This window comes from Hymenobacter sp. DG25B, from assembly GCF_000801315.1.
Lineage (GTDB): Bacteria > Bacteroidota > Bacteroidia > Cytophagales > Hymenobacteraceae > Hymenobacter.
In genome coordinates this window covers 2,736,122-2,749,845 of the sequence record NZ_CP010054.1, presented here as the reverse complement: position 1 = coordinate 2,749,845, position 13,724 = coordinate 2,736,122, and the positions used below count along the sequence as shown (strand labels likewise).

General features: G+C 61.1%; 14 protein-coding genes. 8 read left to right on the top strand and 6 right to left on the bottom strand.

Annotated elements, in window-relative coordinates:
- Nucleotides 1–17: 17 nt before the first annotated feature.
- A complete protein-coding gene (locus PK28_RS11800) occupies nucleotides 18–734 on the bottom strand; it encodes a DUF1003 domain-containing protein (RefSeq protein ID WP_044516956.1) in 717 nt (238 codons plus the stop codon).
- 40 nt (nucleotides 735–774) lie between these two features.
- The gene (locus tag PK28_RS11795; protein WP_044514095.1) at nucleotides 775–2,172 is read right to left on the bottom strand and encodes an MBL fold metallo-hydrolase RNA specificity domain-containing protein; all 1,398 of its coding nucleotides are present in this window, start codon (nucleotides 2,170–2,172) and stop codon (nucleotides 775–777) included.
- Nucleotides 2,173–2,370: 198 nt separating this feature from the next.
- Here PK28_RS11795 and PK28_RS11790 point away from each other — a divergent pair, with 198 nt between their 5' ends.
- Nucleotides 2,371–3,186, top strand: coding sequence for a universal stress protein (locus tag PK28_RS11790; RefSeq protein ID WP_044514093.1), 816 nt, complete (start codon nucleotides 2,371–2,373; stop codon nucleotides 3,184–3,186).
- Here the strand turns inward: PK28_RS11790 and PK28_RS11785 are convergent, their stop codons facing one another.
- From PK28_RS11785 to PK28_RS11770, 4 genes are all read right to left on the bottom strand, one after another.
- Nucleotides 3,187–4,074 carry a ribose-phosphate pyrophosphokinase gene (locus PK28_RS11785; protein ID WP_044514090.1) on the bottom strand — a complete coding sequence of 296 codons (888 nt, stop codon included), beginning with the start codon at nucleotides 4,072–4,074 and terminating at the stop codon, nucleotides 3,187–3,189.
- Nucleotides 4,074–5,612 (bottom strand): thymidine phosphorylase family protein, encoded by a 1,539-nt coding sequence (locus PK28_RS11780; RefSeq protein WP_044514088.1) that lies wholly within the window; start codon nucleotides 5,610–5,612, stop codon nucleotides 4,074–4,076. The genes PK28_RS11785 and PK28_RS11780 overlap by 1 nt, the downstream gene beginning before the upstream one ends.
- Nucleotides 5,605–5,943, bottom strand: a complete 339-nt coding sequence (locus PK28_RS11775; protein WP_044514087.1) for a cyclic nucleotide-binding domain-containing protein — start codon at nucleotides 5,941–5,943, stop codon at nucleotides 5,605–5,607. The genes PK28_RS11780 and PK28_RS11775 overlap by 8 nt, the downstream gene beginning before the upstream one ends.
- A 451-nt stretch (nucleotides 5,944–6,394) precedes the next feature.
- A complete protein-coding gene (locus tag PK28_RS11770; RefSeq protein WP_044514085.1) occupies nucleotides 6,395–7,042 on the bottom strand; it encodes a Crp/Fnr family transcriptional regulator in 648 nt (215 codons plus the stop codon).
- 362 nt (nucleotides 7,043–7,404) lie between these two features.
- Between PK28_RS11770 and PK28_RS11765 the strand changes: the two genes are divergently transcribed.
- The 7 genes from PK28_RS11765 (at nucleotide 7,405) to PK28_RS11735 (ending at nucleotide 13,710) form a co-directional block, all read left to right on the top strand.
- On the top strand, nucleotides 7,405–8,229 hold the full coding sequence (locus tag PK28_RS11765; protein ID WP_044514083.1) for a universal stress protein: 825 nt from the start codon (nucleotides 7,405–7,407) through the stop codon (nucleotides 8,227–8,229).
- Nucleotides 8,230–8,278: 49 nt separating this feature from the next.
- A complete protein-coding gene (locus PK28_RS11760) occupies nucleotides 8,279–9,100 on the top strand; it encodes a universal stress protein (RefSeq protein ID WP_044514081.1) in 822 nt (273 codons plus the stop codon).
- 58 nt (nucleotides 9,101–9,158) lie between these two features.
- Nucleotides 9,159–10,061, top strand: a complete 903-nt coding sequence (locus tag PK28_RS11755) for a universal stress protein (RefSeq protein ID WP_044514079.1) — start codon at nucleotides 9,159–9,161, stop codon at nucleotides 10,059–10,061.
- An 80-nt stretch (nucleotides 10,062–10,141) separates the two neighbouring features.
- On the top strand, nucleotides 10,142–10,900 hold the full coding sequence (locus tag PK28_RS11750) for an MlaE family ABC transporter permease (RefSeq protein WP_044514076.1): 759 nt from the start codon (nucleotides 10,142–10,144) through the stop codon (nucleotides 10,898–10,900).
- A gap of 8 nt (nucleotides 10,901–10,908) precedes the next feature.
- Complete coding sequence (locus tag PK28_RS11745; RefSeq protein WP_044514074.1) at nucleotides 10,909–11,712, top strand: ABC transporter ATP-binding protein; 804 nt, start codon at nucleotides 10,909–10,911, stop codon at nucleotides 11,710–11,712.
- A 45-nt stretch (nucleotides 11,713–11,757) separates the two neighbouring features.
- A complete protein-coding gene (locus PK28_RS11740) occupies nucleotides 11,758–12,759 on the top strand; it encodes an MlaD family protein (RefSeq protein WP_044514073.1) in 1,002 nt (333 codons plus the stop codon).
- A 234-nt stretch (nucleotides 12,760–12,993) separates the two neighbouring features.
- Nucleotides 12,994–13,710 (top strand): PD-(D/E)XK nuclease-like domain-containing protein, encoded by a 717-nt coding sequence (locus PK28_RS11735; RefSeq protein WP_156126365.1) that lies wholly within the window; start codon nucleotides 12,994–12,996, stop codon nucleotides 13,708–13,710.
- The last annotated feature ends 14 nt before the right edge of the window (nucleotides 13,711–13,724 follow it).

Genomic DNA, 13,724 nt, shown 5'->3' with positions numbered 1-13,724 from the left:
CGAGGGAAGGAGCAAAGTCAGGTGACCAGCTTGGATCCTTCTATTTTCTTCAGGATATCATTCATTATTTCTACCTGAATCTGCTGAATTTCCAACATATCCTGCTGCTGATGCATAATGAGGTGGTCTAGCTTTTCGTGCAGCATCCGGATTTCCAGCTCCGATTTCAGGTTAATCATGTAGTCTTTGCGGGCGCGCTGCCGGTCTTTATCCTCCTGCCGGTTCTGGCTCATCATAATAATGGGGGCCTGCATGGCCGCCAGACACGAGAGCAGCAGGTTGAGCAGAATAAAAGGGTAAGGATCGAAGCCGCGGTTGGCCAGCCAGAAACCGTTCAGAATAATCCAGCAAATCAGAAAAAAGCAGAATGAGAGGATAAACGTCCAGCTGCCCCCAAACGATGCCATGCCATCGGCCAGGCGCTGCCCCAGCGTCAGGGGCTCAACGTCGTCCTCCAGCTTGTCCGTGAGCGTAGCCTGGGCCTGCAGGTTGCTGAGCACGGTTTGCTCCAGCTCGGAGAGCTGGCCCACCTCCTTTAGCAGGTAGTTTTGGATGTATTTGCGCCGGTACTCGTTCAGCTCCGCGAGGGCCAGGTAGTCGTCCTCGGAAAACCTGGGCTGGTCTTTTTGAATGAGCTCCAGAATGGGCTGCCGCACGGTGCGCCCACTCACCCGGTCGGCCTCGGGAAACTCCCGGCCGGAGCAGTCACTGATGAACGTGGGCGCGGTAGGCATACCAGAGTAGGGGGTTTCTTTCCAGGGGCAGGAAGCAAAATCAAATGCCTTCAAAAAGCGAATAGGTTTCCAGATACCGGGGCTGAATGGGCGCCGGCCAGCCCAGCTGGTCCTGCACGGCCTGGGCCAGCGCGGCGGAGCTCAGGGGCTCGCCGTGCACAATGAACGTACGCTTGGGAGCCTGCTCAAAGTTGCCCAGCCAGCGCAGCAGCTCGTCGCGGTCGGCGTGGGCCGAGAAGCCGTTGAGCTGCTCTACGTGGCAAAGCACGGGCACCATGTCGCCGTACATTTTAATCTGCGGCTCACCTTCCAGCAGGCGGCGGCCCCGGGTGCCATCGGCCTGAAAACCAATCAGCAAAACGGTGTCCTGGGGGCGGGGCAGGCGGTGGTGCAGGTGGTGCACAATGCGCCCGCCGGTACACATGCCACTGGCCGAAATAATGATGGCGCCCTGCTCCAGCAGATTCAGGCTTTTGGATTCCGGTACATCAGAAACAAAGCGCAGCCCGTCAAAATCGAAAATATTGCCGTGGCCCAGCCGGTGCTGCCCCGGATGCCGCGGGTACAGCCCCGATACCCGAATGCCCATGGGGCTGTCTACATACACCGGCACGCGGGGTACCCGGTTCTGCTGCCGCAGGCGCTTGAGATAATACAGCATGGTTTGGGTGCGGCCCACGGCAAAAGCCGCAATAACCAGTACACCACCGCGCCCCAGGGCCTGGTTTACGGCGGCCGCCAGCTCGGCCTCGGGGTCGGGCACGCGGTTGTTCCGGTCGCCGTAGGTAGATTCTACCAGCAGCACATCGGCCTGGGTAATGGCGGTGGGGTCATACATCACGGGGTTGTCGTAGCGGCCCAGGTCGCCGGAAAATACCAGCTTTTTCTCCTGCTGCTCGCCCTGCACCAGCATCTCCACCATAGCCGACCCCAGAATGTGGCCCGCATCCCGGAAGATTACGGAAACCTGGTTTATTGCCTGCACGGGCGTATTATAGGGGCAGCCCACCACCAGGGGCAGTACCTGCAGCACGTCCTCGGTGGTGTAGAGCGGCAGCGCCGGGTGGTGCTTAGAATAGCCTTTGGCATTGGCAAAGGCAGCTTCTTCCTCCTGCAGCTTGGCGGAGTCCAGTAGCATTATTTCCAGCAGGTCGCGGGTAGCCTCGGTGCAGAGAATACGGCCCCGGAAGCCCTCTTTTACCAGGCGGGGCAGGTAGCCGCTGTGGTCGATGTGGGCGTGGGTAAGCACCACGGTATCCAGCTGGGCGGGGCTGATGGGCAGGACATCCCAGTTGCGCAGGCGCAGCTCCTTCAGACCCTGGAACAGGCCACAGTCTACCATAAGCTGCTGCTGGAGTGGTCCGTGGCTGAACGTGAGTACATACTTGGAGCCCGTTACGGTTTGGGCGGCGCCCAGGAAGGTGATGCTAACGTTCATAGCGGGCAGGTTTTGGGCTCCTGGCAAACCAGCCCGCTATTGCCGGCAGGCAGGCGTGGACCAAATGAGTGGCCGGAAGGTAAGCAGCGGGGCAGGCGAAATTCTATGATATTTATCAACTTATATTAATTTGTTATCATACTGAACGAAAGAGGAAACCATCTTCTTTGCGCAATCATTTTTTCACTCCCGCTGCATATGGCTGCTTCTCTGCTGGTACTCACTGATTTTTACCCGGCGGCCAACCGTGCCCTGGACTATGCCGCCAACATCGCCAGCGCCCTGCAGGCCAACCTGGTTTTACTGCACGTGCGCCGCACTTCTCTGCTGGATGCCGAGCGGTTTACCGGGGCGGTTTCCGGCCAGTCGCAGGAGTCGGCGCGGGTGGCCCTGAGCCGGCTGGCCGAGGAGCTGCCGGTACCCGCCGTAACGGAAGTGCGCAAGGGGCGGGTGGCGGAGGTGGTGGCCGAGGCCATTGAGCAGCACCACCCCGGTCTGCTGGTGCTGGGCCGCCCCGACGTGGAGAATTTGCCCGAAGAGCTGGTGACCACCACGTCCCTGGAAATTCTACGGACCAGGCCATACCCCATGCTGGTGCTGCCGGCCCACGTGCCTACTACCGCCCGCCCGCGCCGCGTGCTGGTAGCCCTGGATGGCGAGCCTTTCCGTTTGGGCAACTGCAACGACCTGCTGCACGACCTTTTTCAGGCGCTGCAGGCAGAGCTTACCGTGCTGCATATCGTAACAGAGAATGAAACCGCCGCCCGGGCCCTGAATACCTTAACCCAGACCGGACTCACTATTGACCTACCAGCCGTCCAAAGCAAAGCCATTCGCCACCCCGACCCCGCCGCGGGTATTCTGCAGGCCGCCAACCCGGCTGACTATGATATGGTGGTGCTAGTAGCCCGCCCGCGCAGCTTTCTGGGGAAGCTGTTTAACCGCAGTGTAACCGCCCAGGTGCTGCTGCAAAGCCGCCTGCCCGTGCTGATAGTGCCGGCCATCGGGGAGTAATTACCCGGGCAGCCGGGTTAAGGCTTCTGCCAGTAAAGGAGCCAGATTGATGCCGTTGGAAGGGTGCGGCACCGTGTTGCACGTAACTACGTGCCCGGCCCCGGCCGCCAGCAGCTCATCATAAGCCGCGCCCACAAAAAGCGCGTGAATTCCCAGGCATACCGGGGCGGGCAGCCCGGCTTGGCGCAGGTGCTGCACGGTGGCTATCATAGTGCGTCCCGTAGAAACAATGTCATCTACCACTACCGGCGTATGGTGTTGAAAGCGGGCTACATCCGGCGGGGCTATGGTCACGCTTCGGTCGCCGTGGCGCTGCTTGCGGAGCACGAGGTAGGGGCAACCAGCTTCCCGGGCTATGGCCGCTACCCATTGCTTGCTTTCACTATCGGGGCCCACCAGAACGGGGCGGTGCACCTGCCGGCGCACGTACTGCACCATAGCACTGGTAGCGTGCAGGGCCTCCGTGGGTATGCGGTAAATTTGCCGGAGCTGGTGCCAGCGGTGCAGGTGGGGGGCTACCGTAAGCAGGCCATCCAGAAAATGGGAAAGCAGCCGGGCAAAGTAGGCGGAGGTAATTCCCTCACCCGGCTGAAAGCGGGCATCCTGCCGCATATAAGCCAGATAAGGAGCCAGCAGATACACGCGGTGGGCCCCCAGGTCGCGGGCGGTTTCAGCCAGAAAGTACAGCGGCAGCAGCTGCGGATTAGGCTGCGCCAGCGTACATATCAGTACCAGGGTGCGGCCGGCTACCGGGGTGTGCAGCTGCACGTAGGTTTCGCCATCGGGGAAGGAGCGCAGGGTGTAGTCGGCCACGGTGGTGCCCAGCAGGTGGGCCAGCTCGCCGGTAAGGGCTTCGTTGCCGGGCAGGGCCAGGAGGAGCGGCGGCATCAGTAAGCTATGATAGGTTCCGGGGAGTCGTGCAGGTAATCGCGGGCGTAGGTTAGCTCGCCGGGGCTCTCGGCATAAAGCGTAAACAGCGGCTGCCCGGCCTGTACGGGCTGGCGCAGGCGCACGTGCAGGTCTATGCCGGCGCTGGCCTTCCAGGGGGCGCCGGCCAGCTTAGCCAGCGTAGCCAGGCGGCGGTTGTCTATGTTGAGAACCAGGCCCGGGCGGCTGGCTACCATGTCCCAGTGCAGGGCCGCCGGCCGGGGAAAGTGCAGGCCGCCCTGGGCCTGGCAAATGTCCTGAAACTTCTGCCAGGCTTTGCCCGAAGAAAGCAGCATGGCCGCCTCCGCGGCGCCGGTACCCGTGGCCGCGTGCTCCGTAAGCTCCAGCAGCGTGGCGGCCAGGTGCAGAGATTTTTCCCGCAGATCGGGGGGAGCGTCGGCGCTGTTTTGCAGCACGGCCAGTACGTCGCGGGCTTCCAGGGCCGGGCCAATGCCGCGCCCCACGGGCTGGCTGCCATCGGTCAGCATCACTTCTACTTTCAGCCCTACCGCTTGCCCCACCTGCCGGAATAAGGCTACCATTTCCTGCGCTTCTTCCAGACTGCGTACCTTGGCAGTGGGGCCTACCGGTACATCAATTACCACGTGGGTAGCGCCGGCGGCTACTTTCTTGGATAGCACGGAGGCCACCATCTGGGCCGGACTATCAATATCCAGCGCGCGCTCCACCCGTATTAAAATATCATCGGCGGGGCTTAGCTGCATAGCGCCGCCCCAGGCCAGACAGGCACCGTGCTGGGCCACCACGCGGCGCATCTGGCGCAGGGTTAGGTTTACGGAAGTCAGCACTTCCACGGTATCGGCGGTGCCGGCCGGGGAGGTAATGGCCCGGGAAGAGGTTTTGGGCATGAGCAGCCCGGCTGCCGCCACAATGGCTACCACAACGGGCGTGGTGCGGTTGCCGGGCAGGCCGCCAATGGAATGCTTATCGGCTACCACGTGGGCCGGCCAGTGCAGCTGCCGCCCGGCCGCAATCATGGCCTGTGTGAGGCTAATGGTTTCTTCCAGGGTGACGTCGCGCACGCAGGCAGTTACAAAAGCGGCCAGCTCCACGTTGGAATACCGCTCGGCTGCTACATCCAGCATAATGGCCCGGTAGTCTTCCGGCAGCAGGCGGCGGCCGTACATTTTGGCGCGCACCAGGTGCATGGATTCCAGGGGTGGTAGGTGCATAAGGTGCACTTCTTCGCCAGGGCGGGCGCGCAGGTGTTCCCACACTACCTCGGATACACCTACTTCGTGCGGCTCCAGCAAACTATTGCCAACAATAGTATTCAGGGAGGCAATAACGGTATGCCCGTTCGCCGTCACCTTCAGCCGCGACAAGGCCCGGAACCCTTCCGCGTGGCAAACGGGGGAGTCAGAGCGCAGGAAAACCACGTGCTCATTGCGGGTATCGATGCCCATGCGGCGCAGGCGCAACTGCCCGGGAGCTGGTTGAACAACGGGCGGTGGTGGAAGCAGATCAGGGCTATTCATAGTGCGGAAGAGTGAGTATGGTTTCCTGGCTGAACTGGCAGAGCAGCCAGAGAAGCAGCCGCGGGTGGGCCCGAATTATTTTTCGGAGGCCATTCTGGTTAAGCAGCGTGAGCTGGCAGGGCTGCAGGGCCAGCACCGTATGCCGGCACCGGCTGGCTACCAAAAGCTCGCTGCCCAGCAGCGCCGGTCCGCATACCACCTGAAACAGCCCCGTGGGGCTTCGGGACCAGATGCCCACGGCGCCCTGCTCCAGCCAGTACACATGTTCGGCCGGCTGGCCGGCCCGGTACAGGCAGTGGCCGGCCGCGCAGACCAGACGCTGCGTTTTCATGCGCGGAAGGTGAAGCCAGGGTAGCAGCATGCGCCAAAAGGTAGGGGCGGGGTGCCGCACCCGGCAAGGTTCTGCTCAGCAGGAACCAGCAGCTGTCCGGGCACGGCATACAAACAGGGCCCTAATTTCTGCTGCTGACGGTAAGGGAAAAGCTGATGAATATCACTTTGTAAGGTGATAGTTATCAATGTATAAACTATAGGAAATGGGCATCTTCGTTACACAGCAACTGCTGGTTATCTACCCCGGCTTTGCCCCGCTGCTACAACTTGGCTAAGCGGCTACGTTTGGGTAGCCGGCCGGCTGAATTGGCTTCTCTTGCAGTACCTCTCCATGAAAACGCCCTGTTCCCTGTGCCACTCGCTGCCTGCCCCACCCCCGGTGCGGATAGCCGTGGTTTGCCACCCGGAAAGAGGACCATAGCAGGCGGAAAAATTCAAAGCCGGGCAGGCTAGTCGTAGCGGGTGGAAATTTCGGCCAGGCGGGCCGGATTCAGGATGGTAATCAGGCTGCCGCGCGCCTGCAACACGCCTTCATCCCGGAACTCTGATACAAACCGGCTGGTAGTTTCCTTGGCGGTACCCACCAGGGAAGCCAGGTCGTCGCGGGAAATAGGAATGCTTACGGGCTCCTGATTATGCTGCTGATACGTGCGCGCCAGCAGCAGCAGGGCTTCGGCCAGCCGCTCCCGCACGGGCTTGTACGCCAGGTGCAGCATTCGCTCTTCGGCATCGCCCAGGGCTTTGGATAGCAGCTGCATCAGGGAAGCGGCAAAGCGCACGTTCTGCTCCACAAGCCGGAAAAACTCCGTGCGGGGAATGCAGCACACCACCGATTCTTCCAGCGCCACGGCCGAGGCCGAGTGACTGCCGCCCGCCAACAGGCCCCGATAGCCCAGCAAATCACCCTCCCGGGCCAGCCGGATAATCTGCTCCTTGCCGTCGCCGCCCACCTTCATCACCTTTATTTTGCCCGAATGAATGCAGTACAGCCCCATGGGGCGGCCATCCTCCTGAAAAATAACCTGCCCCCGCTGATACACCTGCGCCGTTTTCATCAGCGAAAGCACCTCCAGCTCCTCCGGCTGGCAGCAGGACATAGGGCAACTATGGCGGCTGGGGCATTCTGGGCAGGAGGGTGGAACAAAGCGTTTCATAGCCTAAAGCTGCAAAGGCCAAAGGGGGCCGGAGGAAATCCACTATCAAGGCGTCACTTTTATACTGAATACCCAGGTACAAAGGGCGTAGGGCAACGTGAAATTAGTGCCAGTAGCTTTGCTTAATGTACAATAAAATCACCGATATTCACAATGTTATGCCAGGGCTCTGCCCCGGTCAGACCTAGTGCGTTGGGGCCATCGTGAGCCGGTGGCAGTGTCCGCGTTGCTTAGCCGCCGGAGCGGGGTAGCAGGGTGGTTTTTCCGGGTTCTGCTTGCGCTTTCCTTGTTTACTTTCTCGTGCCATGAGTGCCTCCCTAGTTGTTTTAACCGATTTTTTGGCGGTATCCAACTGCGCCCTGTCGTATGCGGCCACGCTGGCCGTGCCCCTGCATGCCCACCTGGTGCTGCTGCACCTGCGCCACGACGGGCTGCTTTCCCCCGATGAGTACAGCCGGCAGCACACGCCGCAAGGCGAAAAGCAGCTGGAGCAGGTGCTGGGCAAGCTGGTCACTTCTCTGGCGGTGCCGGCCGAAGTAGAGATATCCGAAGAGTTCCTGCCCGATGCCGTTACCGATACCGTGCACCATCATCACCCCCTGATGCTGGTGCTGGGCCGCCCCGGTACCGCCACCACGCCCACCGAGCTGATCAGCGTAACCGTAATGGACCTGCTGCGCACGGCGCCCTACCCGCTGCTGATTGTGCCCACCATGGGCTGGGAAGTGCAGCCGCCCACGCATTTGCTGCTGGCGGTAGACGGGCAGGAGTTTTCCCTGGGCCTCCATGCCGGCGTGGTAGATAAGCTGCGGGCGGGGTTTGGTGCGCGGCTTTCCGTAGCGCACATCACCAGCCCCACCGATCCGCAGCCGCCCAAGTCCCGCGAAACGGTGTGGAGCGTGTGCGCCAGCGGCCTGGCCTCCGACCTGACTGCCACTGATGTGCACGAGCTCAAATACCCATCCGTTGCCGAGGGTATTCTGCAGGCGGGCCACGAGCTGCGGGCGGATATGCTGGTACTTATTGCCCGGCGGCACAGCCTGCTTGGGAGCCTGTTTCACCGCAGCGTAACGGCCCAGGTTATCCGGGAAAGCCAGCTGCCCGTCCTTGTGCTGCCCTCACCAGATTAATAAGGCGAAGGTGACGCAATGAATAATTATCCTCTTTTATTTTTTTGATATGGGACCTTATCTGGTGGTACTAACTGATTTTTCTGAGTCCTCGCGGCAGGCCCTGGCCTATGCAGCGGCCCTGGCGAAGCCGCTGCAAAGCCAGGTAGTGCTGCTGCATCTGTACCAGGATGTACTGCTGGATCCGGAGTATGTTATGATTCCGGCCGGGGCGGCCATCCGCAGTCAGCGGGAAACCCATAACGCCCTGGAGAAGCTGGCCGAGGAGCTGCCCGTACCAGCTACGGTAGAGCTTTCGGTAAACACCATGGCCGAGACTCTGGCCGATGCCATTGCGCGCTACCACCCGCTGGTGCTGGTGTGCGGGCGCGCCGCCACTCCCGATTTTCTGGACCAGCTGCTGGGCGACCAGGCCCTGCCCGTGCTGCGCCACCTGCGCTACCCCCTGCTGATGGTACCCGAAGGTGCCCCCATGCCTGGCACGCCTACCCGCGTAGCGCTGGCCGCTGATGGGGAGCCGTTTAAGCTGCGGGAAAATGCCCTGGATATGCACCCGCTGTGGGAGGCGCTGCACGCCACCTTCTCGGTGCTGCACGTGGAAACCGAGGAGCAGTATGACCGCGCCCGCACGGCCGTAAACTCGCTTCGGCACAACCACCTGGTCAAGGATTTGTCGCCGGATAGCCTGTACACCGTGCATCACACCAGCCCGGCCACCGGCATTCTGCAGGCCGCCGCCGATACGCAGGCCGAGCTGCTGGTTCTTATGGCCCGGGAAAGAAGCCTGCTGGGCGGCCTGTTCCACAGGAGTATAACGGCCCAGGTGCTGCAGCGCAGCCCCGTGCCGGTATTGGTGCTGCCGGTTATCTGAGGACGTTCCTTTTCTGCCGGCCAGGCCCCTTGTTTAAGCTTCCTTTTGCTGCTCTGCCATGTCCTTCACCTTCATCGTTCTCACCAACTTTTACCCGGCGGCCAACCAGGCTATGCAATATGCGGCCGGGCTGGCCGCTAAGCTGCAGGCCCGGCTGGTCTTGCTGCACGTAAAGCGCGCGTCTCTCTTCGACCCCTACGTGTTTGCCGGTGAAAACTGGCGCCAGGCCGAGCTGGATGCCGAAGCCCCTACGGCCGAGGCCATGCAGGAGCTGGTAGACCGCCTCCCGGTGCCCGCCACCGTAGAAATGGCCACCGACCTGCTGCCCACCCTGGCCCGGAGCCTGATGGCGCGCTATCAGCCGGCGTTGTTTGTGCTGGGCCGCCCGGCCGCAGAAGCCACCTCCGCCGACCAGGTAAGCGGTGCCGCGCTGGACCTGCTGCGGGCCGCCCATTTTCCTTTGCTGGTGGTGCCCGTGGGCAGTACGGCCACCGCGCCGCCGCACCAGGTGATAATTGCCGCCGATGCTGAGGGCTTCCGGCTGGACGAGGCGGGCCGCTTCGCCCAGCAATTGCTAACGAATCTGCAGTGCCCGGTTACCGTGGCGCACGTTTCCGAGGTAGAGGATGACGACGCCTGCGCCGCCGCTCTGCAGGCCGTGCATACCAGCGGGCTGGTAGCAACCAGCCAACACACCGACTTACGCTGCTTTCAGCACACGCATGCTGCTGCCGGCATTCTGGAGGCCGCCCATACCACCCGGGCCGGGCTGCTGGTGCTGGTGGCCCGGCAGCGCAGCTATCTGGGCGAGCTGTTTCATAGGAGCGTAACGGCCAGGGTGCTGGAGCACACGACGGTGCCCGTGCTGTTGTTGCCGGCGGTGGAAGCTCCGGTTTCTGAAACCACAGCCACCGACCAGCGCCCCGATATGGGCGGCGAGGCGGAAGGGCTTTTGTATTAAAAAAATAGCTTGCTGATCCTCATCGGGTTAGATGAAGTCAGAAGGAGTTTTTCATCCAGTGTATTGCTAAACTGCCTACTATGCAGGCCAGCGAGTTTTTGGCAGAAGCCGGTGCTATTTCCCGGTTTACAGGGCGGTTTTTTAGCGAAGGATTTCGGCCGCGCTATGAGGTGCAGGAGTTCCTGCACCAGTGCTACGTAGTGGGCTATAAGTCGCTGCCGTTGGTGGGCGTTACGGGGTTTATTATGGGCATTGTACTCACCCTGCAGGCGCGGCCCACCATGGCCAAGTTTGGCGCCGAGGCCTGGATTCCGGCCATGGTAGCGCTGTCCATCATCCGCGAAATGGGCCCCATTATCACAGCCCTCATCTGCGCCGGCAAAATAGGCTCCAGCATTGGCGCCGAGCTGGGCTCTATGAACGTGACCGAGCAGATTGATGCCATGGAAGTATCGGGCACCAACCCGTTTAAATACCTGGTAGTCACGCGGGTAATGGCCACCACCCTGATGATACCGGTGCTGGTGATTCTGGCCGATCTGATTGCCCTGTATGCCTCCTACATCGGCATAAACATGAAGGGCGTAACCAGCATGTCGCTGTTCGTGAACAACATCATGAACCGGCTGGAATTCAGTGATGTGCTGCCGGCTTTTATTAAAACGTTCTTCTTCGGCTTTGCCATTGGCATTATTGGCTGCTACAAGGGCTACCATTCCCAGAAAGGCACCGAAGGCGTAGGGCAGTCGGCCAACTCGGCGGTGGTGGTATCGTCGCTGGTCATCTTTGTGCTTGATTTGCTGGCCGTGCAGATAACCGGCCTGCTGGGTCTTAACTAGCCTGTGCCATGCAGCCCGCCAGCCCACAGGTACAGGAAGCACCAACGCCCACCCCAGCGGCCGGGGCCGAAGTGGTGCTGGAGGTGGAGCATCTCTTCAAATCATTCGGCGACAACCATGTGCTGCGGGATTTCAGCCTGACGCTGCACCGCGGCGAAAACGTGGTGGTGCTGGGCAAGTCGGGCTCGGGCAAATCGGTGCTGATTAAGTGCATCATAGGCCTGCTGCAGCCCGATGCGGGCAGCATCCGGGTATTCGGGGAAGAAATCAATGAGTTCGACCATCAGCAGCTGGATGAGCTGCGCGCCCGGGTGGGCTTTCTGTTTCAGAGCAATGCCCTGTACGACTCCATGACGGTGCGCGAAAACCTGCTTTTCCCGCTGCGCCGGCACTGGATCAACAAAACCCGCGAAGAGGAGCAGGCCATGGTAGAGGAGGCCCTGGCCAGCGTGGGCCTGGAGCACACCCAGAACATGATGCCCGCCGAGCTGTCGGGGGGTATGCGCAAGCGCATTGGGCTGGCCCGCACGCTCATCCTCAAGCCCGATATCATTCTCTACGATGAGCCCACCACCGGCCTGGACCCCGTAACGGCCCGCGAGATAAGCCAGCTGATTCTGGATGTGCAGGCCCGCTATACCACCTCGGCCATCATTATTTCCCACGATATGAACTGCGTACGCATCACAGCCAACCGCGTGGCCCTGCTGGTTGATGGCCGCTGCTACCAGCAAGGCACCTACGAGGAGCTGCGCCTGTCCACAGACCCGGTAGTGCACGAATTCTTTGAGGGGGCCGTGCCCCGCACCTGATTTTTCCACCCTGTTTTTCCCGCCGTTCTTTTTTCACCCATAGCCATGAGCCAGCGAACCGCCGCCAACAACGTCCGCCTAGGTGTTTTTGTACTGGCCGGGCTGGTGTGTCTTATTCTGCTGCTCTATATGCTGGGGCGCAAGCAGAATATGTTCAGCAATACCTTGGACATTAATGCCGACTTCCGCGCCGTAAATGGCCTGCTGACGGGCAACAACGTGCGCTTTGCCGGCATTATGGTGGGTACGGTGGAGGGGATTGATATTGTAGGAGATACCACCGTGCGCGTGCGCATGTCGCTGCGGCGCGAGGTGCAGCCCTTCATCAAGAAAAACGCCATAGCCTCCATCGGCACAGATGGGCTCATGGGCAACACCATCGTAAACATTACGTCCATGCCCGAGCCGGCCCCGCCCGTAGCCAACGGAGATAAGCTGCGCTCCCGGCAGCCCGTTCGCATAGAAGCCATGCTGAACACGCTGCAGCGCACCAACCAAAACCTGGTGGGCATTACCGAAGACATGAAAGAGGTGACGGGCAAGCTCAACAACAGCTCCGCCATGTGGGAACTGATTGGCGACAAAAAAGTGGCCAACAGTCTGCGGGCCTCCGTGAAGCACGCGGAAGGCACCATGGCCCGCATGGATGCGGCCTCCCGCGATGTGCAGACCCTGGCCCGGGATGCCCGGCGCGGCCGCGGGGTGGTGGGCTACCTGTTCACCGATACCTCTTTTGCCGGCCAGATGCAGCATACCATGCGCCGCGCCAGCCGCCTGAGCGCCACCGCCGATACCATGACCACCACCCTGAACACCATCACCCGCCAGGTAAAGGCCGGGCAGGGCCCTCTGGGTACGCTGCTGGTAGATACGGCCATGGCCGGGCGCCTGGAGCACTCTATGAACAATGTGGAGCAGGGCACGGCGCGCTTCAACCAGAGCATGGAAGCCCTGCAGCACAACTTCCTGCTGAAGGGCTACTTTAAGCGGCAGCAGAAGAAAAAGGCCCGCGCCGAAAAGCAGCAGGCCCCGGACTCATTAAAATAGTTGACCTGCCGTAAACCGGCCGCCGGCCACGGGCTAGCAGCTAACAGACAGAAGATCAGGATCAGGTTGGTTGAATATCGGCTGGCCGGGCAAGATAATTTCGCAAAAGAGACAGCCCGGCAGTTCGTGTAGCCGTTACAAGAGAGAAATTCCCCGGCGCAGCTGCCCCAAATATTAATGGCACCTTTGCCGCTGCTGGAGGAAGCTTTTTAGTTGTATTGCTGTTTGAATTCCGTGACTGATACCTATCCCGAGAACCGCCGCCCCGACCTGCTGCGTGTACCCTATGACGACTACCGAGCCCTGCCGGCCATCGCCAATTCTGACCTTTCGCGCCTGCGCGATGCGCTGAACGGCCGTCTGCCCCGTACCCCCGGCAATACCGGCGCCCTGAGCTTTGGTACCGCCTTTCATACCGCTCTGCTGGAGCCCGAAGACTATGTACCCGGCGAGCCGGGTATTAATGATACCCTGGTGTGGTGGCTGGTAGATGGCGTGAAAATGCAGCCCGCCCTGCGCCAGCTGCTGGAGGCCGGCATTCCGGAGCCCAGCTGCCTGTTCACGGAACCTACTACCGGCACGCTCTGCAAGCTGCGCGCTGATCTGGTAGTAGACCAGCCGCATCAGCCTTACACCATTGTGGATTTTAAAACCACCATGGCCCGCGACTATGAGCATTTCCGGGCCACCTGCACCGGCTATGATTACGACCGGCAGGCGGCCTTTTATTCTGATGCGCTGCGGGCTGAGCGGTTTCTGCTGGTGGGCGTGCAAAAGGTAGAGCCCTTCGGCGTATTCACGGTAGAGGTAACCCCGCAAATGCTGGAAGAAGGCCGCCGTAAATACCTGTATCTGCTCCGCCTCCTGCAACCCGATGCCGAGGTGCCCGCTTACTTAAGCGAGGCCGTGCGCGGGGTAGCAAGCAGCCTGGGCCAGTCCAGCGAGGAGTAACAGCCCAAAGGCTA

Coding starts and splice junctions, on each gene's coding strand:
- PK28_RS11800 (WP_044516956.1), bottom strand. CDS start 734: ATGCCTACCGCGCCCACGTTCATCAGTGACTGCTCCGGCCGGGAGTTT.
- PK28_RS11795 (WP_044514095.1), bottom strand. CDS start 2,172: ATGAACGTTAGCATCACCTTCCTGGGCGCCGCCCAAACCGTAACGGGC.
- PK28_RS11790 (WP_044514093.1), top strand. CDS start 2,371: ATGGCTGCTTCTCTGCTGGTACTCACTGATTTTTACCCGGCGGCCAAC.
- PK28_RS11785 (WP_044514090.1), bottom strand. CDS start 4,074: ATGCCGCCGCTCCTCCTGGCCCTGCCCGGCAACGAAGCCCTTACCGGC.
- PK28_RS11780 (WP_044514088.1), bottom strand. CDS start 5,612: ATGAATAGCCCTGATCTGCTTCCACCACCGCCCGTTGTTCAACCAGCT.
- PK28_RS11775 (WP_044514087.1), bottom strand. CDS start 5,943: ATGAAAACGCAGCGTCTGGTCTGCGCGGCCGGCCACTGCCTGTACCGG.
- PK28_RS11770 (WP_044514085.1), bottom strand. CDS start 7,042: ATGTCCTGCTGCCAGCCGGAGGAGCTGGAGGTGCTTTCGCTGATGAAA.
- PK28_RS11765 (WP_044514083.1), top strand. CDS start 7,405: ATGAGTGCCTCCCTAGTTGTTTTAACCGATTTTTTGGCGGTATCCAAC.
- PK28_RS11760 (WP_044514081.1), top strand. CDS start 8,279: ATGGGACCTTATCTGGTGGTACTAACTGATTTTTCTGAGTCCTCGCGG.
- PK28_RS11755 (WP_044514079.1), top strand. CDS start 9,159: ATGTCCTTCACCTTCATCGTTCTCACCAACTTTTACCCGGCGGCCAAC.
- PK28_RS11750 (WP_044514076.1), top strand. CDS start 10,142: ATGCAGGCCAGCGAGTTTTTGGCAGAAGCCGGTGCTATTTCCCGGTTT.
- PK28_RS11745 (WP_044514074.1), top strand. CDS start 10,909: ATGCAGCCCGCCAGCCCACAGGTACAGGAAGCACCAACGCCCACCCCA.
- PK28_RS11740 (WP_044514073.1), top strand. CDS start 11,758: ATGAGCCAGCGAACCGCCGCCAACAACGTCCGCCTAGGTGTTTTTGTA.